The sequence below is a fragment of the Paenibacillus sp. JT22N1 genome (assembly GCF_059692155.1).
The window spans coordinates 42,073-66,372 of record NZ_JCAUAW010000020.1; the positions used below are offsets into that span (position 1 = coordinate 42,073).

At 44.6% G+C, this 24,300-nt stretch carries 25 protein-coding genes; 9 read left to right on the forward strand and 16 right to left on the reverse strand.

Going from position 1 to position 24,300, the window contains the following annotated elements:
- Window positions 1-83 precede the first annotated feature (83 nt).
- The 10 genes from AC58UU_RS30700 to AC58UU_RS30745 all read right to left on the reverse strand — a co-directional run bounded on the left by AC58UU_RS30700 (window position 84) and on the right by AC58UU_RS30745 (window position 6,884).
- Entirely contained in the window at window positions 84-1,094 is a 1,011-nt protein-coding gene (locus AC58UU_RS30700; RefSeq protein ID WP_497321218.1) for an ABC transporter substrate-binding protein, read from the reverse strand.
- 637 nt (window positions 1,095-1,731) lie between these two features.
- Window positions 1,732-2,226, reverse strand: a complete 495-nt coding sequence (locus AC58UU_RS30705) for a ferritin-like domain-containing protein (RefSeq protein WP_497321220.1) — start codon at window positions 2,224-2,226, stop codon at window positions 1,732-1,734.
- A 135-nt stretch (window positions 2,227-2,361) separates the two neighbouring features.
- Window positions 2,362-2,748: a rhodanese-like domain-containing protein gene (locus AC58UU_RS30710; protein ID WP_497321221.1), complete on the reverse strand. Its 387-nt coding sequence runs from the start codon at window positions 2,746-2,748 to the stop codon at window positions 2,362-2,364.
- A gap of 23 nt (window positions 2,749-2,771) precedes the next feature.
- Complete coding sequence (locus AC58UU_RS30715; RefSeq protein ID WP_497321223.1) at window positions 2,772-3,032, reverse strand: metal-sensitive transcriptional regulator; 261 nt, start codon at window positions 3,030-3,032, stop codon at window positions 2,772-2,774.
- Window positions 3,033-3,121: 89 nt separating this feature from the next.
- Window positions 3,122-3,604, reverse strand: coding sequence for a DsrE/DsrF/DrsH-like family protein (locus tag AC58UU_RS30720; protein WP_497321224.1), 483 nt, complete (start codon window positions 3,602-3,604; stop codon window positions 3,122-3,124).
- Window positions 3,605-3,707: 103 nt separating this feature from the next.
- Window positions 3,708-3,935: a sulfurtransferase TusA family protein gene (locus tag AC58UU_RS30725; protein WP_497321225.1), complete on the reverse strand. Its 228-nt coding sequence runs from the start codon at window positions 3,933-3,935 to the stop codon at window positions 3,708-3,710.
- A gap of 31 nt (window positions 3,936-3,966) precedes the next feature.
- Window positions 3,967-4,539, reverse strand: coding sequence for a sulfurtransferase TusA family protein (locus tag AC58UU_RS30730; protein WP_497321226.1), 573 nt, complete (start codon window positions 4,537-4,539; stop codon window positions 3,967-3,969).
- Window positions 4,540-4,574: 35 nt separating this feature from the next.
- Window positions 4,575-4,895, reverse strand: coding sequence for a rhodanese-like domain-containing protein (locus tag AC58UU_RS30735; protein WP_497321228.1), 321 nt, complete (start codon window positions 4,893-4,895; stop codon window positions 4,575-4,577).
- An 18-nt stretch (window positions 4,896-4,913) separates the two neighbouring features.
- A complete protein-coding gene (locus tag AC58UU_RS30740) occupies window positions 4,914-6,068 on the reverse strand; it encodes an MBL fold metallo-hydrolase (RefSeq protein ID WP_497321229.1) in 1,155 nt (384 codons plus the stop codon).
- A 36-nt stretch (window positions 6,069-6,104) separates the two neighbouring features.
- Window positions 6,105-6,884, reverse strand: a complete 780-nt coding sequence (locus AC58UU_RS30745; RefSeq protein WP_497321231.1) for a sulfite exporter TauE/SafE family protein — start codon at window positions 6,882-6,884, stop codon at window positions 6,105-6,107.
- Window positions 6,885-7,195: 311 nt separating this feature from the next.
- Here AC58UU_RS30745 and AC58UU_RS30750 point away from each other — a divergent pair, with 311 nt between their 5' ends.
- Entirely contained in the window at window positions 7,196-7,390 is a 195-nt protein-coding gene (locus AC58UU_RS30750) for a YgaP family membrane protein (RefSeq protein WP_497321232.1), read from the forward strand.
- Between the two features lie 86 nt (window positions 7,391-7,476).
- Here AC58UU_RS30750 and AC58UU_RS30755 read toward each other — a convergent pair whose 3' ends face one another.
- Entirely contained in the window at window positions 7,477-7,851 is a 375-nt protein-coding gene (locus AC58UU_RS30755) for a DUF2512 family protein (protein WP_497321233.1), read from the reverse strand.
- A gap of 126 nt (window positions 7,852-7,977) precedes the next feature.
- Here AC58UU_RS30755 and AC58UU_RS30760 point away from each other — a divergent pair, with 126 nt between their 5' ends.
- Window positions 7,978-8,826: a DUF72 domain-containing protein gene (locus tag AC58UU_RS30760; protein WP_497321234.1), complete on the forward strand. Its 849-nt coding sequence runs from the start codon at window positions 7,978-7,980 to the stop codon at window positions 8,824-8,826.
- 143 nt (window positions 8,827-8,969) lie between these two features.
- The gene (locus AC58UU_RS30765) at window positions 8,970-10,145 is read left to right on the forward strand and encodes a winged helix DNA-binding domain-containing protein (protein ID WP_497321236.1); all 1,176 of its coding nucleotides are present in this window, start codon (window positions 8,970-8,972) and stop codon (window positions 10,143-10,145) included.
- A 541-nt stretch (window positions 10,146-10,686) separates the two neighbouring features.
- Here the strand turns inward: AC58UU_RS30765 and AC58UU_RS30770 are convergent.
- The 4 genes from AC58UU_RS30770 to AC58UU_RS30785 all read right to left on the reverse strand — a co-directional run bounded on the left by AC58UU_RS30770 (window position 10,687) and on the right by AC58UU_RS30785 (window position 15,448).
- Complete coding sequence (locus AC58UU_RS30770) at window positions 10,687-11,427, reverse strand: hypothetical protein (RefSeq protein ID WP_497321238.1); 741 nt, start codon at window positions 11,425-11,427, stop codon at window positions 10,687-10,689.
- Window positions 11,428-11,495: 68 nt separating this feature from the next.
- Window positions 11,496-12,908, reverse strand: a complete 1,413-nt coding sequence (locus AC58UU_RS30775; RefSeq protein ID WP_497321239.1) for a sensor histidine kinase — start codon at window positions 12,906-12,908, stop codon at window positions 11,496-11,498.
- A complete protein-coding gene (locus AC58UU_RS30780) occupies window positions 12,902-13,606 on the reverse strand; it encodes a response regulator transcription factor (protein WP_497321241.1) in 705 nt (234 codons plus the stop codon). Before AC58UU_RS30780 ends, AC58UU_RS30775 begins: the two co-directional genes overlap by 7 nt.
- A 177-nt stretch (window positions 13,607-13,783) precedes the next feature.
- Window positions 13,784-15,448 carry a glutamine--tRNA ligase/YqeY domain fusion protein gene (locus AC58UU_RS30785; RefSeq protein ID WP_497321243.1) on the reverse strand — a complete coding sequence of 555 codons (1,665 nt, stop codon included), beginning with the start codon at window positions 15,446-15,448 and terminating at the stop codon, window positions 13,784-13,786.
- 84 nt (window positions 15,449-15,532) lie between these two features.
- Here AC58UU_RS30785 and AC58UU_RS30790 point away from each other — a divergent pair, with 84 nt between their 5' ends.
- The gene (locus AC58UU_RS30790; protein WP_497321245.1) at window positions 15,533-16,762 is read left to right on the forward strand and encodes an aminopeptidase; all 1,230 of its coding nucleotides are present in this window, start codon (window positions 15,533-15,535) and stop codon (window positions 16,760-16,762) included.
- 162 nt (window positions 16,763-16,924) lie between these two features.
- Here AC58UU_RS30790 and AC58UU_RS30795 read toward each other — a convergent pair whose 3' ends face one another.
- On the reverse strand, window positions 16,925-17,746 hold the full coding sequence (locus AC58UU_RS30795) for a YybI family spore inner coat protein (protein WP_497321247.1): 822 nt from the start codon (window positions 17,744-17,746) through the stop codon (window positions 16,925-16,927).
- 178 nt (window positions 17,747-17,924) lie between these two features.
- On the opposite strand from AC58UU_RS30795, the gene AC58UU_RS30800 reads away from it, so the two are divergent.
- The 5 genes from AC58UU_RS30800 to AC58UU_RS30820 all read left to right on the forward strand — a co-directional run bounded on the left by AC58UU_RS30800 (window position 17,925) and on the right by AC58UU_RS30820 (window position 24,218).
- Complete coding sequence (locus AC58UU_RS30800) at window positions 17,925-18,869, forward strand: helix-turn-helix transcriptional regulator (RefSeq protein ID WP_497321248.1); 945 nt, start codon at window positions 17,925-17,927, stop codon at window positions 18,867-18,869.
- Between the two features lie 154 nt (window positions 18,870-19,023).
- On the forward strand, window positions 19,024-19,524 hold the full coding sequence (locus tag AC58UU_RS30805) for a DinB family protein (protein ID WP_497321249.1): 501 nt from the start codon (window positions 19,024-19,026) through the stop codon (window positions 19,522-19,524).
- Window positions 19,525-19,918: 394 nt separating this feature from the next.
- On the forward strand, window positions 19,919-20,773 hold the full coding sequence (locus tag AC58UU_RS30810; protein WP_497321251.1) for an SDR family oxidoreductase: 855 nt from the start codon (window positions 19,919-19,921) through the stop codon (window positions 20,771-20,773).
- A gap of 113 nt (window positions 20,774-20,886) precedes the next feature.
- Window positions 20,887-21,627, forward strand: coding sequence for a DUF421 domain-containing protein (locus AC58UU_RS30815; RefSeq protein WP_497321253.1), 741 nt, complete (start codon window positions 20,887-20,889; stop codon window positions 21,625-21,627).
- Window positions 21,628-21,821: 194 nt separating this feature from the next.
- Entirely contained in the window at window positions 21,822-24,218 is a 2,397-nt protein-coding gene (locus tag AC58UU_RS30820) for a helix-turn-helix domain-containing protein (RefSeq protein WP_497321255.1), read from the forward strand.
- Window positions 24,219-24,300: the final 82 nt, after the last annotated feature.

Sequence of the window (24,300 nt, forward strand, 5' to 3'; positions counted from 1 at the left end):
TACTTTCTTATGTGGTAAAAAAAGAGCGGACAACTTTGTCCACTCTCTCACTTCCTACTATAAGTAATTCTGTTTTAAGTGAATTATTTTTTCAGAAAATACTTCTCCAAGTCATCCAGCAATAAATTAGCAGCTTTAATTCCGCCTGCCGTATTCCAAACCGCATCACTTACTTTATGCACTTTGCCTTGTTTCACGACATCGAGGTTTTTCCAAAGTGGATCATTCGTCCATTCTTGCTCGATTTTGTTCGCTTCTCCCTTTTCGTTATCCCATGTGAAGTAGAATAGAATGTCCCCATTCATATCCGGAATACGTTCTTTCGTCAGATCATCTGCGAATTTATCTTGATTCTGCGAAGTAGGACGCTGGAAGCCCAGTTTATTGAGAATAACACCGGAGAATGTATCTTTCATATAGATACGAACTTTACCCGGCATAAAACGCACAATCGATACCTTCGTCTTTAACTGATCGCCTGCTTTAGCTTTGAAATCTGTGATACGTTTCTCGAAATCTGCAATGATTTTATCACCCTCAGCCTTTTTGTTCAAAGCTTCTGCATACAGCTTGAAGTTGATCTGCCAATCCCCTGATAATCTCTCCGAAAATACGGTAGGAGCAATAGCAGACAGCTGCTCATATACTTTTTCCTGACGCACCTTATTTCCGATGATTAAATCAGGCTTTAGGGACGCGATCATTTCTAAATTCGGTTGGTTTTCATCCCCAACTATTTTCACGCCTTCCATATCCGCTTTGATATGATCATACCAATCCCCTAATGTAAAAGACTTTACCGCACCAATAGGCTTAATCCCCATCGAGAGAACGGCTTCCGTACCTTCATTCGTTAACACGACAACCTTTTTGGGAGTGCCTTTTATCTTTGTTTCACCCATGGCATGCTTAACGGTATATTCTTCGGATTGAGCAGGTTGACTTTCTTTCTTCGTGCTCGCGGTAGCTGCAGCATCCGACTTCGAAGTGTCTGTTTGTTGTCCGCAGCCAGCTAGGATCAGCATGATCATCGTAACAAGAACAAGCAGCTTAACTCCATATGTACGATTTGCAACAGAAAAATGGGTATGCATAAATAGTTATCTCTCCTTCAATATTATGAGAATGATTATCATTATCTATAATATCCTAATTCCTTTACTAGCAAATGTCAATATCTCTACAGGCTAATGCCCCTCTTAATAAAAAAAGACCAACCTTCATTTGAAGGCTGGCGCTTTGGCATTCCATTTCGTAGTCAGTGTCTCTATCCTCAATCGTTATCCTCTTCATCCCATTTACGGGAGTACGCTTTCTTCGTTACCCAGAATGTCAGACCCACTATGATCAAAAGGGCAATAATACCTAAGATGATGGCACCAACCATTGTCTAACTCTCCTCTTTTGCTTATACTCAGCCCCAATTACTTATAACCCTTACTATAGCCCGAAAATCTGTAAACACGCAAATAAACCAACCTTTTTGATTGCTAGTTTCATGCTTCATTCCTTCATGTAATTGTTCTTTCATAGCATTATGAATATCATGTTTATCCGCCGATAAGACTGGCTTTCGACCCCAATTAGGCCGAAAGGCCAAGGCAACGGATATGAAATTGTCGCCAAAATAAGTCTCGTCGAGTTTCTCTTATAATATAAAAATACCCCAGTACGCCATTGTTAAAGCTCCTGGGGTATTTTTTATATTGTAATGAGAGGCATCGTAGGCCACTACCTCTTAAGAGTGTCAATTTTATTATTTTTCGCGTATAGCCAGTTATAGTAACTAGCATGCTTAATCTCATCCGTCATGATTTCAAAGATCATATCGCGGTATATGGGTCGAATATTCAAATAAAGTGTGCGATACTTTTCAAAAGCCTTCAATTCACCAAACAATGCGTTCTCAATACCACTTAAGTAATCGGTAACATGTTCAATCGGTTCCGTAGCCTCTATTCCAGCAGGTTGTGTACCCGTAAGTTGCGTATAAATATTTCGAAACATTTGTCTATGTTTTCTCTCGTCATCTCTAATGCCTGTAATAACTTCCTTTTCTTTCTCCGTAGGGGCAAGCCTTATCAACTCTTGATAGAAGAGTTCATCATTTCTTTCTCCAGCAATGGATTGCAGAATTAAATTCAGAACCATATCTTCACTACGTGCGAAATGCTCTCGGTAACCTTGATACGCGACGTAAGTGGGTGCTTGTAAGGTGTAATACATGTTTTAACACTTCTCCTTTATGGCGTAATCTACACATTAGAATATTCGCCCGCCGCCATTCCGTTCAAAATTAATCACATCTCTTGTTATTAAAAACAAAAAATCATTAACCCGCGAAGGCTAATGATTGTTCGTTTAGTTGGTTAACTTCCCATTCCAGGAGATAATTCCGCCCTGCAAATGAGATAATTCGTTAAAACCATTCTTTTTTAGAATTCTTGCTGCTTGTTTGCTCCTCATTCCACTGCGACAATATAGATATACACGATCATTTTTTTGAATTTCGGCAACTCTTTGTTTCATTTGGGATAAAGGTATATTGATCGCACCTGGGATGTAGCCTTGCTTTACTTCGCCGGGTTCACGTACATCAATCAGAACATAATTACGGTTTTCCTTCAATTCATCCTGAAATTGATCCGGTGATAGATTTTTCAGACCTTTTAAGCTTGCAAACCTGGAATAAATAAACCAGACTAAAAACGCTACCGCCATTATATTAAAAATGGATGTATAATCCATACCCTACCTCTTTCCTGATCCTCTTAGCGGCTTTTCATTAACAATTCAACAGCCTGCTTGACCATTTTGCTCGAATCTCTCCCAGCTTCCTGCTCCTCAAGGATACACTTCTCTAAATTGACCGCAACAATGTAGGCAATCGCTTTATCCGCGGCGCTCCTGACTGCTGAAATTTGGCTAACAACATCCTTGCAATCCTGTTCTTCCTCCATCATCTTTAAAATACCCCGGATTTGTCCTTCAGCACGCCTCAATCTCTTTTTCACATCATCATCGTATTTCATATTCTACCTTCCTTTCATTGATACCTGTATAGGTATATTATTGCTGATATGACTCACGAAAACAATATGAAGGAAGGCGAAGAAAAGGCTTAAATAAACAAATTTACTTTAGCATCAGCAGCATCACCCAAGTATGCCGCAACACCCGCATATTGAATGCCGTCGAGCAATTCTTCCTGCTGCAAACCGAGCAAGTCCATTGTCATTGTACAAGCAACCAGTTTAACGCCTTGTTCTTGAGCTAACTCAATTAATTGCGGCAGCGACAACGCATTATGCTTTTTCATTACATGCTTAATCATTTTTGGACCCATGCCACCGAAATTCATTTTGGAAATTCCAAGTTTCTCAGCTCCGCGAGGCATCATTTTCCCAAACATTTTCTCTAGGAATCCCTTCTTCACCGTAATTTTTTGATCTTTACGAAGCACGTTCAGACCCCAAAACGTAAAGAAAATCGTGACTTCGTGATCATAGGCGGCAGCTCCATTTGCGATAATAAATGCGGCAATAGCTTTATCTAGCTCTCCGCTAAAAAGGACAATTGTTGTTTTCTCTATGCTGTCTTCCATGCTGCCACACTCCTCTTATTATACTTGTACACGTATGGGTATCTAAAAGTTCAAAAAAAATTAGACACCAAATTTTAAGATAACTCCCTATCAATCAGATGGGTTATGATCCCTTTTTTACAGTAAATGTGAAAATCCCATCTTCTTCTTTTGCATCGATGAGCTCGTGTTTCGTTTGATTGACCCAGGCCTGGAAATCCTTCATCGACCCTTTGTCCGTTGTTTGCAATTCCATGATCTGTCCCGATTCCAAAGAGTCGATCCCCTTTTTTGCTTTAACAATCGGCAGTGGACATGCCAATCCTTTAGCGTCAACAATCAAATTTACCATGCTAGACTCCTCCTTATATTTGAAAATTCTGTTAGTCCTTTTCTACGTCATGAACCCACTGCAACATACCGGGTGCTACATTCTTAATACTTTTAAACCCTCGTTCCGCTAGCATTTGGCATGCCATATCACTACGGTTCCCGGTACGACATACAACGTAATATTCATTGTTCGGATCAAGCTGCGTGATCTTCACTTCGAGTTCCCCTAAAGGGAATGATATAGCCCCGGGAATACGTCCGAAAGCATATTCTGCCGGCTCTCTTACATCAAGTATATTGAGTTTCTCTCCTGCATCTACTCTAGCTTGTATCTCATCATTCGTTGCGGTATGAGGAAATTTCATCTCCGCTTTTGTTCCAGATGCTTCAGCCTTGCGAATGAAATGCCGATATACACCGTTTTCCTCTTTTAACCCTACGTATTGGTGTCCTGTGCGACTTGCCCAGCCCTTTAGGTCTGCCATGGAGCCTTTATCAGTCGCACGAATTTCTAATACTTCGCCAGGATTCATGTCATCTATCGCCTTTTTGGTACGAACCACCGGAAGCGGACAAGCAAGTCCTTCACACTCCAGCGTGCGATCTACGTGCAATGCATTCATAAGTTAGACCTCCATATCATTTATTTTTGAATTGATTATTTCCCGTATGCCATTTCTCCAGACCACTGGGACATACCACCAGACATATTTACAACGTGATAGCCCATAGAAGATAAATAATCGCAAGCCATTCCACTTCGATTACCGCTGCGACAAACAATGATCGTTTCCTGTTTTGGCTCTAATTCATTAAGCGCTCTAGCGATCTGGCCTAGAGGAATATGTTTGGCGCCGGATATATGTCCGGATTCCCATTCGTCGTGCTCCCGAACATCAAGGATAGTTACATTCTCTTTCTGTCTGATACACTCCAGAACTTCATGTGGCAATAGCTCTCTATAAGTTTTATTAGGCACTTGGATTCCTCCATATATTCATTTTGTTTTCTCATCATGAACGGCACAACGATTTGGTCCAATCTCCATTTCTCGCTGTTCCTCCGTTGTCGGACTTATTTTCCCCATGTTCGTTTGGCGTATTTCCTGATAGGCATTCGGTTGTGGCGGCAGATTCTCAGAAACGGTGCGTCTGAATTCAGATTCGTCGTGTATGTTTAAACCAGGATTTTCTTTAAACAAATCGCCAAGACGTGCAGCTACTTGTCCTCTAACACCTAATTCCGCAATTGTACCAAAGTGGGCAGGAAGCACGATTAGATCGTCAGACAGCTGCTTATATCGCTCATACAATGTTGTTCTGAGATCAGCGACCCAATCTTCTGCTTTCCCAGCCAAGTCAGGGCGGCCAATCGAATTCACGAATAAAATATCCCCGGAAAGCAAATATTGATTATCAATAATAAGTGATGTGCTTCCAATCGTATGACCCGGAGAATAAATCGGCTGGATGTTGATTTCTGTTTGGCCAACGACAAGATGGCTGCTTTCTTCAAGCTTTTCATAATGGAACACAACCTCTGTCGCATCTTTTGGCGGAAGCCAGTAAGATCCTCCCGTTTTCTCAGCTAATTGCCGGCCGCCTGAGATATGATCGGCATGAAGGTGCGTATCCATGGTATGTTTGATGACTGCATGATTTTCATTGGCAAAGTCCTCAAACACCGCGGTAGTCCGAACCGCATCAATTACGGCAGCTTCACCGTTAGAAATCAACATGTAAGACAGACAACCTTTGCCTAACCGTATAAATTGATACAGGGAGCCCCCGTCTTTCAAATTAGCAATTTTCACGGGCTCGAGATGCTCACTCCAAGATTTCATACCGCCAATCAAATAGGAAATGTTTTGTTTTCCGTTTTCGAGCAGCTGTTCAGCTACAAACCTGGAAGAGCCCTCCTTCGCGCAAACAACCACAACATCTTGGTCATCCGGGATTTGATCAAGAATCCCATCTACGCCATCTAGAAGTTCAAAATAAGGTACGTTGAGAATAGTGACTTTCTCGCCTTCGATTTTCCAGTCATTGAAGTCACTTTCATTACGAACATCTAAAATAAACATGGGTGTATGGTTCAACACCTTTTTAGCTAACTTAGCGGCATTCATTCCATGTATCTGTTTTTCATTCATGTATAGTTCCCTCCAAAGGTAAAAGGTCAGATTATTCTAAAGAAAAATAGAAAACCAAATTTTAATGACAGTTGCCGTTATCAATACAGCCAAAATCCATTGAAGAATTTTCGTGTTGATTTTTTTACTCAGCCTAGCTCCAATCGGTGATGCAATCGTACTTGCAATCACAAGCACAATGGATGGAATCAAAAGCATATGTCCCCCTAATAGCTTTCCTGTCGTAGAGCCAATGGAGGAGATAAAAGTAATGGCAAGGGATGTTGCGATAGCAATCCTTGTTGGGATCTTAAGAACGACTAGCATCCCCGGCACCGTTATAAAGGCACCAGCCGCGCCTACGATCCCTGAAACCATCCCTATTATTAAAGCTAAAATAACAGCTAGAGGTTTATTAAATGTAACTTCACTTACATCTTGGACATCTGTTCCTCGTTTAGGTAAAAACATCATAATCGCAGCAATCAGCGCCAAAATGGCATAAACGAGATTAATGATTGAATTTGATAATGTGTTGGATACAAAGCTCCCCATAAAGCTGCCAATGATAATTGAAGACCCCATGTAAAGCACTAAGGCTTTATTTACAAGTCCCTCTTTTCGAAACACAAGCATTCCCATTAAACTTGCAAAGAACACCTGTATGGCACTAATTGCAGATACTTCCTGTGCGGTAAAAGCAGTAAATCCTAGTGCCACTGGTATAAATAACAACATCGGATAGTTAATAATGGAACCGCCGATTCCCACCATTCCCGAAATAAACGAGCCCAAAAATCCAATAGTGAAAATAGTTATAATCCATGTTAAATCCATAAGGCACTGCCTTTCCTTTTTTCATTAAACATGTTAAAGCTCCAATTATACCTATAGGGGTATATAAATTCGCAAAAAAAATGCTCCTACCTCATACCTATTTAGTTTAGAGAATTCCTTTTTACACCACCTTTACAATCTTTTTATTACCCATACCCGTATGGGTATATGGATACTATAATAAAGATTTTCATTTACGTCAACCCCTGAAATTACAATCTCAATCGAGTCATTGTCTGACTTAGAAAGGGCAACATATTCAATGTGTGCTGTAAATGTAACAGCAATAACAATACTTTGGAGGTTTGATCATGCAGTGTAACGTTGGGAAAACGGAGCAAGTTATAAGAATTACAATTGGATCCGCTATTGTTCTCGCTGGGGCATATTATAAAAAATGGTGGGGCTTAATTGGAGTAGCACCTATTGTTACGGGAACGACCCGTTATTGTCCACTGAATGCTGTTTTGGGAATATCGAATTGCAAAGCTAATAGTAAGTCTTGAAACAAATGTAAAAAAAAAGAAGGAATGCTCAGAATCTGAGTTTTCCTTCTGTTTTATATTTTACAGGACCTAGGCATTACTTTAAGTTAGGTATCACTAAAACTATGTCGATCAAGTCTGCCCCTGTCCTTCTGAAAATAACTATGCATAAAGAACTCAATAATGCCAAAAACCAAAGCAACTATCGCCACATTCGTAAAGTTTATGGACCAATGGAAGAAGAATTTCTCGACCAACCAAAAGAAAACAAAGGCCAGTCCTACATCAGCTAAGGTAGCAACCCCATTGTTGGTGACTCTTAATAGCAGTTGATCAATTGCAGCATAAGACATAAGAGAAAACGTATACGTGGCAAAGAGCGCCTCTATAAATGTGGCTTGCGTTAAATACATCAATAGCGGGATTATAAAAACTCCATTTAAAAGTAACTTCAAAAACAGCTTCCCAAGCATTCGCAGCATTTTCTTTGCCTTCTTTCACCAAGAATGTACTCCTGTTTCTTACTATTACCCTTTTGTAATTGGAATATTATAAAATTACCTGTAAAGTATAGTTTAAGTTTCTAACTTGTTAAAAGTGGTGGGAAAATGATATCAATTGGGCTTGCTGGATGGGGAGATCATGATGAGTTATATAATAATGGAATTAGATCTCAAGACAAGCTAAAAGAATATAACAAATATTTTTCAGTTGTTGAAGTAGATAGTTCTTATTACGCCATTCACAAAGATAGTTTGTATCGCAAGTGGGCTTCAGACACTTCAAATAATTTCTCATTTCTAATAAAAGCATATCAAGGTATGACAGGGCATACGCGGCAGAATTATTCTGATGCAGAAACAGACGTTATGTTCCAGAATTTTATTGAATCAATAAAACCTGTTATAGAAATCTGTAAATTAAAGGCAGTTCTTTTCCAATATCCTCCGTGGTTTGAGTGCAATCGTGATAATGTAAAGTTATTGCGATTTACTAAGGAAAGAATGGGAGATATTCCTGTAGCTCTCGAATTTCGTCATCAGAGTTGGTTTAGTCCGGAAATGAAAGAAAAAACATTATCATATATGCTTAAAGAAGGCTGGATTCATAGTATTTGTGATGAGCCTCAAGTTTTTCCAGGGTCGATCCCAACAATTTTAAAACCAACAAATAAAAATTTAACAATTGTTCGTTTCCATGGTAGAAATACATCAGGTTGGACATCAAGCGGGACAACAAATTGGCGAGAAGTGCGTTATCTCTACCGCTACAGTAACGATGAATTAATGGAGTGGAAAGAGAATCTCTTAAGATTAGAGAAGGAAACAGATGAAGTTTGTGTGATTTTCAACAACAATTCAGGAGGGGATGCTGCTTCTAATGCATTTCAACTTACGAATCTTTTAGGATTGGAAGAGCCAGAACTTCCCCCGAAACAAATAGATATGTTTGATTGATGTCGTATAACAATCCGCGATTAAAAAGCAGGTGTCGCTTTTCTAAAACATGCATTCCTCCCTGACATTACGTTGTCAGTAACATGTTATATAATGAAATTTATATAGCAAATGATCGTTCAAATCATAGGAGGCATGTACACATGTCGTTAATCAATTCTTCAGACGAGGGCTGCGCTAAAAAGGACATTTCAAAACCTGCCATGACGGGCTGTGCCAGCCAAATCCTCAGTCAGCGTGCGTTAAATCGAGCACTATTAGCTCGGCAATTGCTCCTCGAGCGCTCGGACATGCCCAGCCACCAGGCTGTCCGGCACCTCATTGGCCTGCAGGCGCAAGCTCCCAACCCACCTTACGTGGCGTTGTGGGCTAGACTGCGGAACTTTCGTCATGAAGAGCTGTCTCAGCTCATCATGGACAGAAGCATCGTGCGCATCGCCCTCATGCGCTCGACGATCCACCTCGTCACGGCCGAAGACTGCCTGACGCTGCGCCCCGTCCTGCAGTCCGTGCAGGACCGCGCTTTAAAGGGCACGTTCGGCAAGAAGCTTGCCGAACTAGATCTAGCCGCGCTCGCCGCTACCGGGCGAGCGCTCCTTGAGGCGCAGCCGCTCACCTTCAGTGAGCTCGGCAAGCGCCTCCAAGCCCAGTGGCCGCAGAGCGATGCCACGGCTCTCGCTCAAGCGGTGCGCTGCAGCCTACCGCTTGTCCAGGTGCCGCCCCGCGGCATCTGGGGCGCCAGCGGGCAGGCCGCCCACACCACAGCGGAGGCTTGGCTTGGCCGCCCGCTGGCACAAGGGCAAGACCCCGAAGCCATGCTGCTGCGCTACCTGGCCGTCTTCGGGCCTGCTTCCGTCAAGGATATGCAGGTCTGGTCCGGGCTTACTCGGCTTCGCGAGGTGATCGAGCGGCTGCGCCCAAGCCTGCTCTCCTTCCTCGACGAGCAAGGAAACGAGCTGTTCGACCTGCCGGATGCTCCTCGGCCGGACCCTGCAACCCCAGCTCCGCCACGTTTCCTATCGGAGTTCGATAATATGCTCCTGTCCTACGATGATCGCACCCGCATCATGCGTGATGAAGATAAGCATCTGGTGTTCACGGACAATGGCATCATCCGGGCCACGCTGATTATCGATGGTTTTGTTCGCGGTATTTGGTCCATCACACAGAAACGCAAATCGGCTATTTTAACCATCAACTTATTCCAGCCATTATCCCAGGTTGATCACGCAGAGGTAGCTGAGGAAGCGGAGCGATTGTTTGATTTCATCGCACCTGATGCAGATTCGCGAGATATTCTCTTTATTAATCAAAAATAGGAAACCGAGGCTGCCCTCGAGGTTTCCTATTTTTATGGGGAACATACAAAATTCAAATTAGCCTTCCCGTCCTCGGACCCTACTTCAAGGCACGAATATAACTGGCCAGCTATGTGCTTCCGAACCTCGTAGTGACATCTAGGATATGCGGATTACACCGTCCTTTTGGGATGATAGCACTATCAATATTCGATCATAGAGATGTTGTACTTTGTACAACAATCGGATGGCTATTCTGCGTTATCACGGCTATTGTTGTAGAAAATACAACATATTCTCCCAAAAGTAGCTCATATTTGATGAAATGAAATGAAATTGTTGCACGATATACAACAACTACTGCTTGGTGACAAGAAACCCGCGAGATTGTTGTACATTGTACAACTTTAGCCCATTTAAGCCAAAAAAGGCTGACACATTGAAAGCAAAATCACTCACCAAGTGAGAATTCATTTATCTATGCGCTCAAAAAAAACAAACCCCGAGGCCACCCTCGAGGTTTGTTCCTATCCTTACCCTATTTCTGTGCCTATTTTTTACACTACTTCTGCGCCCGCTTCTCCCATTTCGCTTTCAACGTGCTTTCTATCTCAGCAAATACCTGCTCAGATGTCTTACCTTCCGTAGAAATACCTAATTTAGCAGCTTTTTTATTCACTGCTTCTGCCTTTTTGCCTTCTTTACTCGCCTTTAAAGCAGCGCGTATTTCCTTGGCTGTCTTGCCTTCCGTTGCAACACCCGCTTTTGTTGCTTTTTCTTGTAGTTTCGTCAAAGCTGCCGCTTGCAGCTCAGTTCTAATCTCTTTATTTGTTTTTCCATCTGTGGTAACACCGAGCTTAGACGCTTTTTCCTGCAGTTTCGGTAAAACGGCTGCTTTAAGCGCTGCTCTCAGCTCTTTATTCGTTTTCCCATCGGCGCTAACACCGAGCTTAATCGCTTTCTCTTTCAGCTTCACTTGAACAGCAGCTTGAATATCAGCTTTGAGCTGTTCCACTGTTTTGCCGTCTGTGCTAATACCCAGCTTCGCTGCCGCTTTATTCAATTGCTCCGTGTGTTTGGCCGCACTTAAAGCTTTTAGCTCCGCTTTGATCTGCTCATTCGTTTTACCATCTGTTGATACACCGAATATTTGCGCTTTATCCTGAAGCAGCTGCTTAACTGGTTTAGTGGATTTGCTTGTTGGCGCTGGAGCAGTGCCCTGTGCATTCTCGGCAAAAGCTGCAATCGGAACTGTTAATACAATTGCACCAACCAACGCAAGGCCTGTTAATTTTTTCAACATAAGTATCGCTCCTCGATTCGTTTATGGTTATGTTTACCTTACGAACCCTATCTTACCGAATAGTTATGTCATAAGTTTGTCATGCGGCGAAGCATAGGCGACTGCAAAAATATTTTAAATACCGTACCCATTTGAGGTTGAGATTCCACTCGAATCGAACCGCCATGAGCTTCTACGATGTGTTTGCTGATTGTCAAACCGAGGCCAGCACCGGAACGGTTGCGGCTTTCGTCCGTTTTATAGAAACGGTCGAATAGATGAGGCAGCTTCTCTGGCGCGATACCTCGGCCGTTATCCCACACTTCTATCCAGCGTTCGTTCTTGACTACTTTTACTCGAATACCCGCCGAAGACCCCTCAGGAATATGGTTAATGGCATTGTCCAGCAAATTGATAAACACCTGCCTCAACCGGTCTGCATCCGCATAAACCAAGTAAGGCCCCTCCGACTCCGAGCTCAGCTCGATCTGCTTTGCTTTGGCTTTCATCTTAAGTTGGGTAACCACCAGCCCTATTAATTCAGGTACATCGACATTCTGGAGGTTTAATTTGACCTGCTTCTCCTCAAAAGACGACAGCTCCATCAAATCATCAACCAAATGGCTTAATCGAAGGGTTTCCTGAAGAGAAACTTGGATGAATTCTTTCGCATCTTCAGGCTCAACAACGCCATCCGTTATCCCTTGAAGGGAAGCACGAATTGTCGTCAACGGCGTTCGCAGTTCGTGGGAAATTTCGGATAGAAATCGCTTTCGTCCCTCTTCTACTTTCTGCAATTTACCGGCCATGCGATTCAGAGATCCTGACAGCGAAGCGATTTCGTCCTTCCCTCTAACAGGTACCCTTCCGCTGAAATCCCCCAAGGCCAAAGCCTCTGCGGTTTTACTCATGAGCTGAATCGGCTTCATAAAATGTCTGGAAACGAAGTACAGGACAGCAATCGCAAGTAAAGCAACCGTTAAGGCAGATAGGAATATCGCTCGATTAATGCCATTGATAGTGCCTTGAATATTTACTATTGGAGTATATAAGAAAATCCCGCCAATGACCCGATTCTCCTGCATGACAGGTCGCCCGACAATGAGCATTTTCACCGTACTATTTTGAGCAAAATTGCTTTGCACCGTCACTTGATTACCAGACAGTACTTTATCCACCCATTCTTTACGTGCTGGAGCCTCGCCCACCGACTGAATCTTATCCAGATTTGCTTTGGGATGCTTAATAACGGCAACGCGAACGTTCGACGTTTTCTCCATGGCGCTAATCTGCTTACGGAAATCCTTCAGCTGTGTCGAGTTATCGAACAAATCCTTAGCCAGTTCACCAACTTGCTCCACCTTCTCTAGTAGGAGCTTCTCGCTGCGTTCATAGGTTTTCTGTTTCATCGAATAGCCAATGGTTCCTGAAATGGCAAGAATGGACACAACGGTAATAGAAATATAAATAAATAATAGCTTACGGTAAAAGGAGTTCAGCATACTCCAGGCCCCTCAAACTTATACCCGACGCCCCAAACGGTACGGATGCTCCAGTCCTCTTTCCTGTCCGTCAAAGCAGAAAGCTTTTGTCTCAAACGTTTAATATATAAATCCACGACGCGGTCTTCACCCTCGAAATCCCAACCCCATATCTTGGCGATCAGATCCTCCCGGGTAAAAACTTGATTCGGGTTTCGTACGAAAAAAAGCAGCAGCTCATACTCCTTCTTGGGCAAAGCAACGAACTGCCCTTCTACAGTCACATCATGGGATAGGCTATCCACTCGCAAGCTGCCCACTTCATATAGATGAGCAGGCGCAGCAGCTTCTGTACGGAGCAGCGTCCTGCGAAGAATCGTGGTCACACGAGCAACCAGTTCGTTAGGGTCAAAGGGCTTCACCAGATAATCATCGGCGCCCATCTGCAAACCTTCAATTCGCTCATCCACGTGACCTCTTGCCGTCAGCATGAGAATAGGAACATCACTCTTTGCACGAATTTTCTGACAGACCTCCCAGCCATCGCGTTTGGGCATCATAATGTCGAGTACAATGAAGTCTGGGTGCAGCTCATCGAACTGGGTTAGCGCCTGCTCACCGTCATTTGCGGTTACGACTATATATCCATTTTTCTCCAAATATAACTTCGTAATCCGGCAAATATTAAGATCATCATCTACCACCAATACGGTTGTCACGCGGCACTCTCCTTAAAAAATAGATATATATCATTTATATTACTGGATATTTGTGAACAAAAAATTTATTTTTTCAAAATCGCTTTCCACCGCAACAGGCTGCCTGCACAACAAAAAATCCTAGTTTTCACTAGGATTTCCTATCTAATCTTTATTAGAACTCAAGCGAGCCCAATCTTATATTTCAAATGAGCTTTTCAGCGAGACAATCAGGTTAAACACCAGTCTATCGCTTGTTGTATGTTTCGGATCTACGTTGAAATAGCCGTGGCGGAAAAATTGGAACTTATCATGCGGCTGTGCTTGCTTCATATTGTCTTCCACGAAACCTTGCACAATTTGCAGCGAGTTCGGATTCAAGTTCTCCAAGAACGAAGCATCCTCGTTCTCTTGGTTATCGAGAATCAGCGGCTCATACAGGCGGAACTCCGCAGGTACAGCACTCTTCGCATCCACCCAGTGTATCGTTCCTTTGACTTTACGACCGGTGAAGCCGCTGCCGCTTTTCGTTTCCACGTCATAGGTGCAGTGCAGCTCAACCACTTTGCCGTTCTCATCTTTGATGAAATCATTGCATTTGATGAAGTAGGCGTTTTTCAACCGCACTTCGTTGCCGGGAAATAACCGGAAATATTTGTTCGGCGGATTTTCCATGAAATCGTCTTGCTCGATGTAGATCTCGCGGGAAAACGGAATTTGGCGATTGCCCATCTCCGGATTCTCTGCGTTGTTCTCCATATCCAGCATTTCGACTTGATCCTCAGGATAGTTCGTAATCACGACTTTGAGCGGATTAAGAACACCCATTGTACGCATCGCCTTCAACTTCAGATCCTCACGGATAAAATGATCCAGCATCTTCGCATCGACGACGCTATAGCTGCGAGCTACACCGATTTCGCGAGCGAAATTGCGAATGGATTCAGCCGTAAAGCCTCTGCGGCGCAGACCGGAGATGGTGGGCATCCGCGGATCGTCCCAACCGTCAACGGCTTTCTCGTCGACAAGTTGTTTCAGCTTTCTTTTACTCATCACCGTATTCGTCAGGTTGAGGCGTGCAAATTCATATTGTCTAGGCACATTCGGCATTTCACACTCGCGAACAACCCAATCATAGAACGGGCGTTGATCTTCGAACTCGAGCGTACAGATAGAATGCGTTACACCTTCAATGGCATCTTCCAAAGGATGCGCGAAAGCGTACATTGGGTAGATGCACCAAGCATCTCCCGTATTATGGTGATGGGCATGCACGACACGGTAGATGATTGGATCGCGAAGGTTGATGTTCGGCGAAGACATATCGATCTTGGCACGAAGAACACGCTCTCCATCTTTGAATTCACCGGCACGCATACGCTCGAACAAATCGAGATTCTCTTCGATACTGCGCTCGCGGTAAGGACTGTTCGTACCCGGCTGTGTAAGCGTCCCGCGGGTCTCACGAATTTCATCCGCTGTTTGGTTATCCACATACGCCAAACCTTTGCGGATCAATACTAGTGCGCGGTTGTACATTTCCTCGAAATAATCCGAAGCGAAGAACAAGCCATCCCACTGAAAACCAAGCCATGCCACATCGGCTTTAATGGATTCTACATATTCCGTATCTTCCTTAACTGGATTCGTATCATCGAAGCGAAGGTTCGTTAACCCTTTGAATTCATCCGCAAGTTCAAAATTAAGACAGATCGACTTCGCATGTCCTATATGAAGGTAACCGTTCGGCTCCGGGGGAAATCGGGTAATAACCTGACTGACTTTGCCTGATTTCAGATCTTCGTTTACAATGTTCTTAATGAAATTGGATGGAGTGCTTATTGTTGCGCTCTTCGTTTCCATATTCGCCCAGCCTTTCTCCCACGGGTTAAAGTTTTATTTTCTATCATACACTATATCTCACTAAAATATAAAGGAGCCAGCGATATGGAGACATTCGAACATTATTTAGATAAATATGCAGAGCTTGCAATTCGTGTAGGATTAAACGTACAAAAGGACCAGACCGTCGTCATCATGACGCCGATCGCCTGTGCTGACTTTGTGCGCAAGCTAACGAAAAAGGCTTACGACGCTGGCGCCAAAGATGTCGTCATCGATTGGGACGACGATGAAGTGAAGGCGCTGCGCCTCAAGCACGCCCCAGAATCCACACTACACGAGTACCCTATGTGGCGAGCAAGCGGCCTGGAAGAGATGGCGAAGGAAGGTGCAGCCTTCCTCCAAATCTACGCGCCTAACTCCGATTTGCTCAAAGATGTAGACCCTGAGCGGATCGCCATCGCCAGCAAAACTACGGCTACAGCGCGTGAAGGGTTCTTGAAATATTTGCGCAGCAATCAGGTGAACTGGCTGATGGTCTCCTTCCCGACAGCGGAATGGTCGGCTAAGGTATTCCCGGATTTGAGCGAAGCCGAGCGCATCAAGAAGCTGTGGGAGCAGATTTTCAAGCTAACTCGTGTGGATAAAGATGATCCGGTTGCAGCATGGAAACAGCATATCGAGACGCTGACTGACAAACAGAACTTACTGAACAATAAGAAGTACAAGCAGCTTCATTTCAAAGCTCCTGGTACAGATTTATACATAGAGCTTGCCCCTAAGCATCAATGGGTTGCCGCAGGGAGCGAGTCGGAGCGAGGCATTTTCTTCGTGCCGAACATCCCAACGGAAGAAGTATTTACGATGCCTGCACGAAATGGCACGAACGGAACCGTTCGCAGCACCTTGCCACTTAGTCATCAAGGCTCCCTAATCGATGGCTTCAGCCTGAAATTCGAAAATGGCCGAGTTGTCGAAGCGACCGCTGAGGTGGGTCAAGAAGTACTGAATAAGATGCTGGACATGGATGAGGGCGCTCGTTACTTGGGTGAAGTGGCACTCGTGCCTTATGACTCCCCCATTTCACAATCAGGGCTTATTTACTACAACACCTTATTCGACGAAAATGCTTCCTGTCACGTAGCGCTCGGTAATTCATATCCGTTCACAATTGAAGGCGGAACGACGATGAGCCCCGAGGAATTAGCCCAGAATGGCTACAATAAAAGCCTAATCCACGTTGACTTCATGATCGGATCCGCTGATATGGAGATCGATGGCATTCTGGCAGATGGAAGCCGTGAAGCTTTGTTCCGCAAAGGTAACTGGGCATAAGAACGGCAAGCAGGACGTAATAGTAAGACCGCCACATCATGGAATAATTGCTCTCCGTGAGATGGCGGTCTTTTTTTAGTAGATAAGAAAGTATAAGTTTTATACTTTTGCTTCGCATCTACCTTGACAAACGCGCTCGTCCCAGAAGGACGACGGAGTCGTTTATCCTTGACGTAACTTGCCAGGCAACGTTTTGACAATCGAGGAGTCTTTCAAAATCCATTTCCCTTTTTTCCATTTCCAAACGGAGAGGGCGTATCCAAGTGTATCTGCATTCGCAATGCCGGTGATTCGCTGAACACCCCTCAGCTCACAGTACCCATCCCGATCTACATCCATCGGCTTCAGGGCGCCGTAACCATGAACATCCACAATAATCGGCTTCACTACCATGCCATTTTTGTAAACACCGAATTTCTCGTAATCGTCCTTGCGGTCTTTAATATCAATTTTGAAGGACTTCCCTGTCTCTTCAATCTTCATTTTTACCACATAATTTTTCTTGAAGGTGGCCTTTACATGAAGTGGACTAGGCAGCGGGATAGCAGTCGGAACATTATTTTTCAGTGAGTAAATATAGTAGTTGGATAGCCCCCCACTGCCACCTGTTTCCGCGGATACATAGATTTGAGGCAGCTTGTCCTGTATAAAATCACAGAAATCCATCTGCGGATTATACCCACCCTCAAGCGGGATGACAACATGGGTCTGAGCCGGTCCTACGACAGTAATTAATAGCTTATCATAGTACGGACTGCTATTATCCGACTTCATCCCTATCAGGGATACCGTATCTGGTTTGCCATCACCAGTGACATCAATCTCACGCGTTTGTATGAGCTCGCCTTGCTGAGCAGTTTGCGGCGGCGGTGATGGCGGTAACTCTTCAGCAGACACGAGTCCCCCTCTCCATAAGGATGAGCTGCTCAATAGTAAACTAATTATCGCTGTGTATAGGGCGATTTTAACGCATTTTCTAAACATGTCATCCGACTCCTAATATAGGGATCTTTGAGCGTAGCTCAAAGTCTCTCCCCTTTGAGATTTGAATTCGGCTTATTATTTCAAAATTTTCCATCGGGTATGCGGAACTCCACAAAGGGAATTCTTTCTCTGGAATCGAATGTTAAAGTTACATATATGAATCGATGAGGTGCTATTCTTGAAAATTGATCGTCTACTTGCCATTACCATGCTGCTTCTAAATCGAAGAAGAATTAGCGCTAAAGAGCTTTCGGAGCGTTTTGAAGTGTCTTTACGTACGGTTTACCGAGACGTTGAGGCCATTAACCAAGCTGGCGTTCCTGTCGTTTCATATGCAGGGATGAGCGGTGGCTACGAAATTATGGACCAATATCGGCTGGATCGCCAATTTCTGTCCCTCGATGAGCTCCAATCTATTATTGTCGGCCTCAAAGGAATCCGTTCTACTGTCGGCGACCAAGAGATCAGCAACCTTCTTGATAAAGTCGGCGCTCTCGTGGCGAAATCGGAACAGAACACCGTCGCTAACCTAAACAATCAACTTATTATTGATATGAATCCTTGGCGTGGCAGCAATCAGGACAAAGAGAAGCTGAGCACTCTGCGCACTTCAATTAAGGAATCCAAACTGATTTCCTTTCAATATATTACTTCCCAAAGTGAGCAGTCTGTGCGAACAGTAGAACCTATGGGCATTGTGGTCAAAGGCTTTGGCTGGTATTTGTACGGATACTGCCTGCTGCGTCAAGATTTTCGCGTCTTCCGATTATCTCGTATGAAAGAGATTGAAGTGCTTCAGAGAACCTTTGAACGTAAAGAAGGAACCTTAGAACAGCTAGATCATACCTGGGGCAAAAGAGACCCCTCCTCGCTCATCAAACTCGTGCTGCATGCGCAGCCGAACGTTCGCGCTCAAGTAGAGGATTATTTCCGTCCTGAGCAAATTACCGTTCAAGCTGACGGCACTTTGATCATTACCGCCACTCAACCGGATGAATCGTGGCTTCATGGCATGCTTCTTAGCTACGGTCCTAACCTGCGTATTCTCGAGCCGGCCCATATTGCAGCCATCATCAAAGATAAAGCCGAAAAAATTGTTCAACTATACGCAAATGAACACTGACAGGACGTTGTCAGTGGTGGTTGTCTATAATGAGGTTATGAAGTAGGCGAAACCAATAGATGACTGCTTACGATGCCAGTTTTTCTGGCGAAAAACTCAAGTTAATGCTTACGATGCCAGTTTTTCTGGCGAAAAACTCTAAGGAGGCTCACCCATGTTTAGAACAATCGAAGATTTTGTAAATGAATGGAACAATGAAGCAAAAGCTACCCAGCGCGTGTTGGACACTTTGACAGACGCTTCACTTAAACAGCAAATCGCACCTGACTTCCGCTCGCTAGGACAATTGGGTTGGCATATCGCTACAACTGTACACGAAATGACTTCACGTACGGGTCTCAAATTCGACGCTCCCGAGGGTGAAGAGCTCGCGCCAGCATCCGCCAAGACCATTGCTGACACCTACCGCTCCTCCTCAGTCGGGCTAGCCGAAGCTATCCAGTCCCAGTGGACGGATGCTAAGCTTGCTGAAAGTACTGACATGTATGGCGAGCAGTGGCTCAATGGCTTAACACTGCGCATCCTCATTTCGCATGAAATTCACCATCGCGGTGAAATGATTGTCTTGATGCGTCAAGCCGGACTACGCGTTCCGGACATTTACGGTCCGACTCGCGAGGATTGGTTGGAGCGCGGCATGCAGCCGTTGGTGTGATTTAAGTAGACGTATGAAAGAGCACATCCATGTGCTCTTTTTTGGCTTTTTAGGGAATATATTTTGGGGACAGCCCCAAAATCATATCTGAAATATTCAGCTACCAATTTGTGAATTCGAAGCCTGGATGCCCATTCCATTGGAATAAATCCAATAAAATTGCGCTTTTCGAAGCATAAGAGTCGATTCCATTGCATTTTCTACAATGAAATTTCCTAAAACTCCAATTTTACTCAATAAATCGTAATTTCCATTGTATACTTTACAACAGAGGCTCCTGCAACTTCTATCTCTCGGATACCACTTTATATGTTACAACGGAATTTAATGATAACCCATCAAACATACAAGGCGTAAAGCTATATCAGTTATCTCCAAAAAAGGAGGCGAACCTATGCAAAATCAAACGGTTATCGTAACAGGCGCTAACTCAGGAATGGGCCTCGCCACTACCGTGGCGCTAGCCAGCCAAGGCGCCAACGTCATCATGCTGTGTCGCAGCCGCCAAAGAGGCGAGCAGGCACTGATCGAGGCGCGAAAGCAAAGCGGCTCGGAGCGCATCGAGCTTATGCTGTGCGACCTCGGTTCCCTTGCGAGCATCCGCTCCTTCGCCGCGGAGTTCCAAGCCAAGCACAATGTGCTGGATGTGCTTGTGAACAACGCGGGGGTCGTCACCGTGAAGCGGCAGACTACAGCAGACGGCTTCGAGGCGATGATGGGTGTCAACCATCTCGGCCATTTCCTGCTGACCAACCTGCTGCTGGACGCCATCGTCCGCTCCCCGCAGGGGCGGATCGTGAACGTCTCCTCTGGCGCCCATAAGATCGGGCGCATTGACCTAACCAACCCTCACCTCACCCGAGGGTATCGTGTCTGGAGCGGATACGCCCAGTCGAAGCTGGCGAATATCCTGTTTACCCGCGAGCTGGCGAAGCGGCTCGCGGGCACTTCCGCCACGGCCAATTCGCTGCATCCCGGGGCCGTGGGCACGAACCTCGGTGTCGATCGTGACACCGGATTCGGCAAGGCCGTGTATGCGATGCTGCGGCCGTTCTTCTTGACGCCGGCGCAAGGCGCCGAGACGGCGATTTATTTGGCCACGAGCCCGGACGTGCGGACGGTCAGCGGCGAATACTACTACAGACGTAAGATCGCGCCTGTCTCTACCAGAGCCCAAGACGAGGAGCTAGCTCGTCAGTTTTGGACTTGGAGCGAACGCCAAGTAGGATTAACACTAGCAAAAGAGTAGGTGTAGGTATCCCCCAAGAATCCCATCTCTCTCACCATCCACCATGGATGAAAACTGGAAAACGAGGAAATATTATACGAGCATTTATCCTCATTTTCGGAGTGTGACGTGAATTGGACTTCTTTCATAGCCAAGAATCTCTAACCACGATCCAGTGGATTCTGCGCGCCGTCGTAGGCTATCTCTTCTTACTAATCGCTTGCAAAGCATTGGGACAACGTTCGATCTCCCAACTACGGTTTCTGGATTTCATTATTGCTCTCATATTAGGAAATATTCTAGCCCATCCGCTTTCGGACGAAAAATTGGCGTTGACCGGTTCCATGATCACCACCATTGTACTCATAGTCCTATATTTGACAACCTCTTGGCTAAGTCTAAAGTGGAAATTCCTTATGCATTATTTAGACCCGCCTCCTCTTAGGTTAATTAATAATGGACAGATTCAAATGAAAAATCTGCGCAAAGCCAAAATTTCCGTTGATCACCTATTCTCTGAACTACGCAAGCAGCAAATTGAGGATATAGCCAAAGTCGCACTTGCGCTGTGGGAGCCAGGAGGAATCATTTCCATGTTCCTTGAGCCTCAGTATCAACCTGTCACCGCTAAAGATATGAACATACCAACATCGTCGTTCTCTCTCGTGAAGCCGATTATTGTTGAAGGTTCCAGCGAAGATAAAATGCTTGCTCAGCTGGGAAAAGACCACGCATGGCTGGAAGCTCAGATTCAGGCAAAACATCTCGATATGAAGGATGTTGAACTAGCTACCATAGATGATCAAGATCATATACGTGTTTATACGGATACCAATTTAGACACCAATCAAAAAGACGAGCAAACGCTGTTCTGATAGCGTCCGTTCGTCTTTTTGATTTTAGATGAGAAAGCGTTGGATCTGTCATTTAAGAAAGCGCTTTAATATATTTGGAATTACAGCTAAAATATAACTAACATTGTTATGGAATTGTTTGGAGCCATTCTTTTTTTATCAGGATAACGTTTGGGTAAAGGTGTTCGACTCAAACAAGCAATTTGAGGAATGAGGTGACCTTATTGAAAATGCCGCAGTTTTGGTTTCAAATTGGCAGTCGCAAAAGTGCGCTGACGACGATGATCGCCTCTAATTTATTCATCCTGTTGATTCCGCTTGCAATGGGACTCTTTTTGTATGCCAAAGTGGAGCAGAGTCTGGAAACAAACGCCAACCGTTCCAATACGGCGATGCTAGAGCAACTGAAGCTGTCGCTGGACTATAAATTATCGGAAGTAGATAATTTAATGCGCCAGGTCGCGCTCGATCCGAAATTGGATTATATGTTGAAAATTCCTAAAGATGCGGATAGCGCCGATAAATACCGTTTCGTGGAATTCATGCGCAACCAATTAAGCAGGTACCGCAGTATGGTTAGCAGTTTCATTTTTGACTATTACGTTTATTTTGCCAGCAGCGATACAATCGTCAAAGCAGATTTATTGACCGATTCTCGTACGTACTATTCCACCTACTATACTTTTAAGGACATGACGTATGAGCAGTGGCACAAGGAGATTTTGACAAGCGCGCACAGCATGTCTTACTTGCCAGCGGCCTCCCTCTCTCGCGGGAACGAAATATCCACTAACACCGAATACGTTCCGAAGGAGGTCGTCGTCTATGAACAATCGCTTCCCCTTCGTTCGCAATCCGATATTCTTGGTAATTTTATCGTTCTGATCGATGTCGACCAAATCAAACAAATGTTAAAGCAGTTGGAAACAGCTAGCGATAGCGCGATTTATATCATTGACCATACAGGAAAAACAATTATGAGCACGAGCGATATACCGTTTTCGCCCGACCTTCTCAATCGCATTGAAACCAATAGCAGTCCATTCGATTACCGGATCGCTGGCGTCAATCAAATGGTATCGGTTACTTCCTCGCAAAAGGCGGGCTGGAAGTATGTGTCGGTAACGCCGAATAACGTGTTTATGCAGCAGGTCAATCAAATTCAAACGTGGTCATTAGGGCTTTTCGTTATATGCTTGATCATTGGGCTGCTAGCCGTCTACGCCGGGGTATACCGCAATTACAAGCCGCTTCAGAAGACAGTGAACGCGATTATGCGCGGGAAAGACATGATCGGGCGCCCCGCCTCCAACGAATACGAGTTTATCCAACAGACGTTCGAAGGCTCGATTCATGAAGAAAAAAACTTGCGCAACATGCTAGCCCAACAAATCCCGTTAATTCGAACCAACTATTTATCCCGCCTCATACGCGGTTATATGGACGTGGACGTTTTCTCAGAAAACGAAGAAACACTTCGGTTCATGGATCTATCGTTCGTAAGCGATCGTTTTGCCATACTCCTTGTCAAGATCGAGGACATCGATGATTTCAGCGAAGAACAATCCGAACAGGGCTGGGCACATGCAAGGTTTATCGTATCGAATATAGGTGTCGATCTCATTCAACTGAACCATAATGGATATTCGGTTGAGCTCGATCGTGATCGTCTTGCATTTCTCATCAACCTGGAGGAACGGCGAGGGGAACGAGCTGCTGTCGATATACGAGAATTCGCAGAATCGCTTAACAGCATGATCTCACAAAGATTCAAAATCAACATTACTGTAGCCGTTGGAGAGATCCATCAGGGGCCAAAGGCGATTCGTGACTCATACCCGGAAGCACTTTCAGCACTTGAATATAGACTCATTAAAGGGAAAAACGCAGTCATCCACTTCCAAGATATCATAGATGCCACACAGCACTATTATTACCCGCTTGAAATCGAAATACAGCTTATCAATTTCGTTCGGAGTGGCGATTCCGATAATGTGGAAAAGCTGCTCTCTACGATATATTCAATGAATTTCGATTCTAGCCACATCACGCCGGAACTTGGTAAGTGCTTGTTCTTCAATGTAATGAGCACATTTTTGAAAATTGTGAACGCCACAAATACGAACCCGGAAGAAGTGCTTGGTGCGAATTTCGATCCGATCAAAGCGGTTTTCAGCTATCCGACGGCGGATGGTATGTACCAGAAAACGAAGGAATTGTACGCAACGCTCACCCGCTTGTTTAAAGTCGAACGGTCCGATCACAGCACGCAATTACTGCAGGAGATCGTCCATTTCGTGGATCAAAATCTCGATGATCAGAACTTGGGGCTGGCGCTTGTCGCCGACCATCTCAAGATGACGCCACCATATATTTCCACCTTCTTCAAAAAAAATCAGGGGCAAAACCTGTTAGATTACGTCACACGCAAACGGATTGAAAAAGCGAAGGTGTTGATGGACAAAAAGGAGCTGACGAACGCACAAATTGCGCAAATGGTCGGTTATAATAACGACGTTGTGTTCATTCGTGCTTTCAAAAAGCAGGAAGGTATTCCACCTGGAAAATACCGCGAGGCGATGAGGCCGGACAAAACCGGATCCGACGCATAAAGGGCAGCCTCTAAGGGGCTGCCCTTATTTTGATAAGCTGAATGTGGCATTTAGGCAGGATATCAGTGCTCCTTGAAGGAAA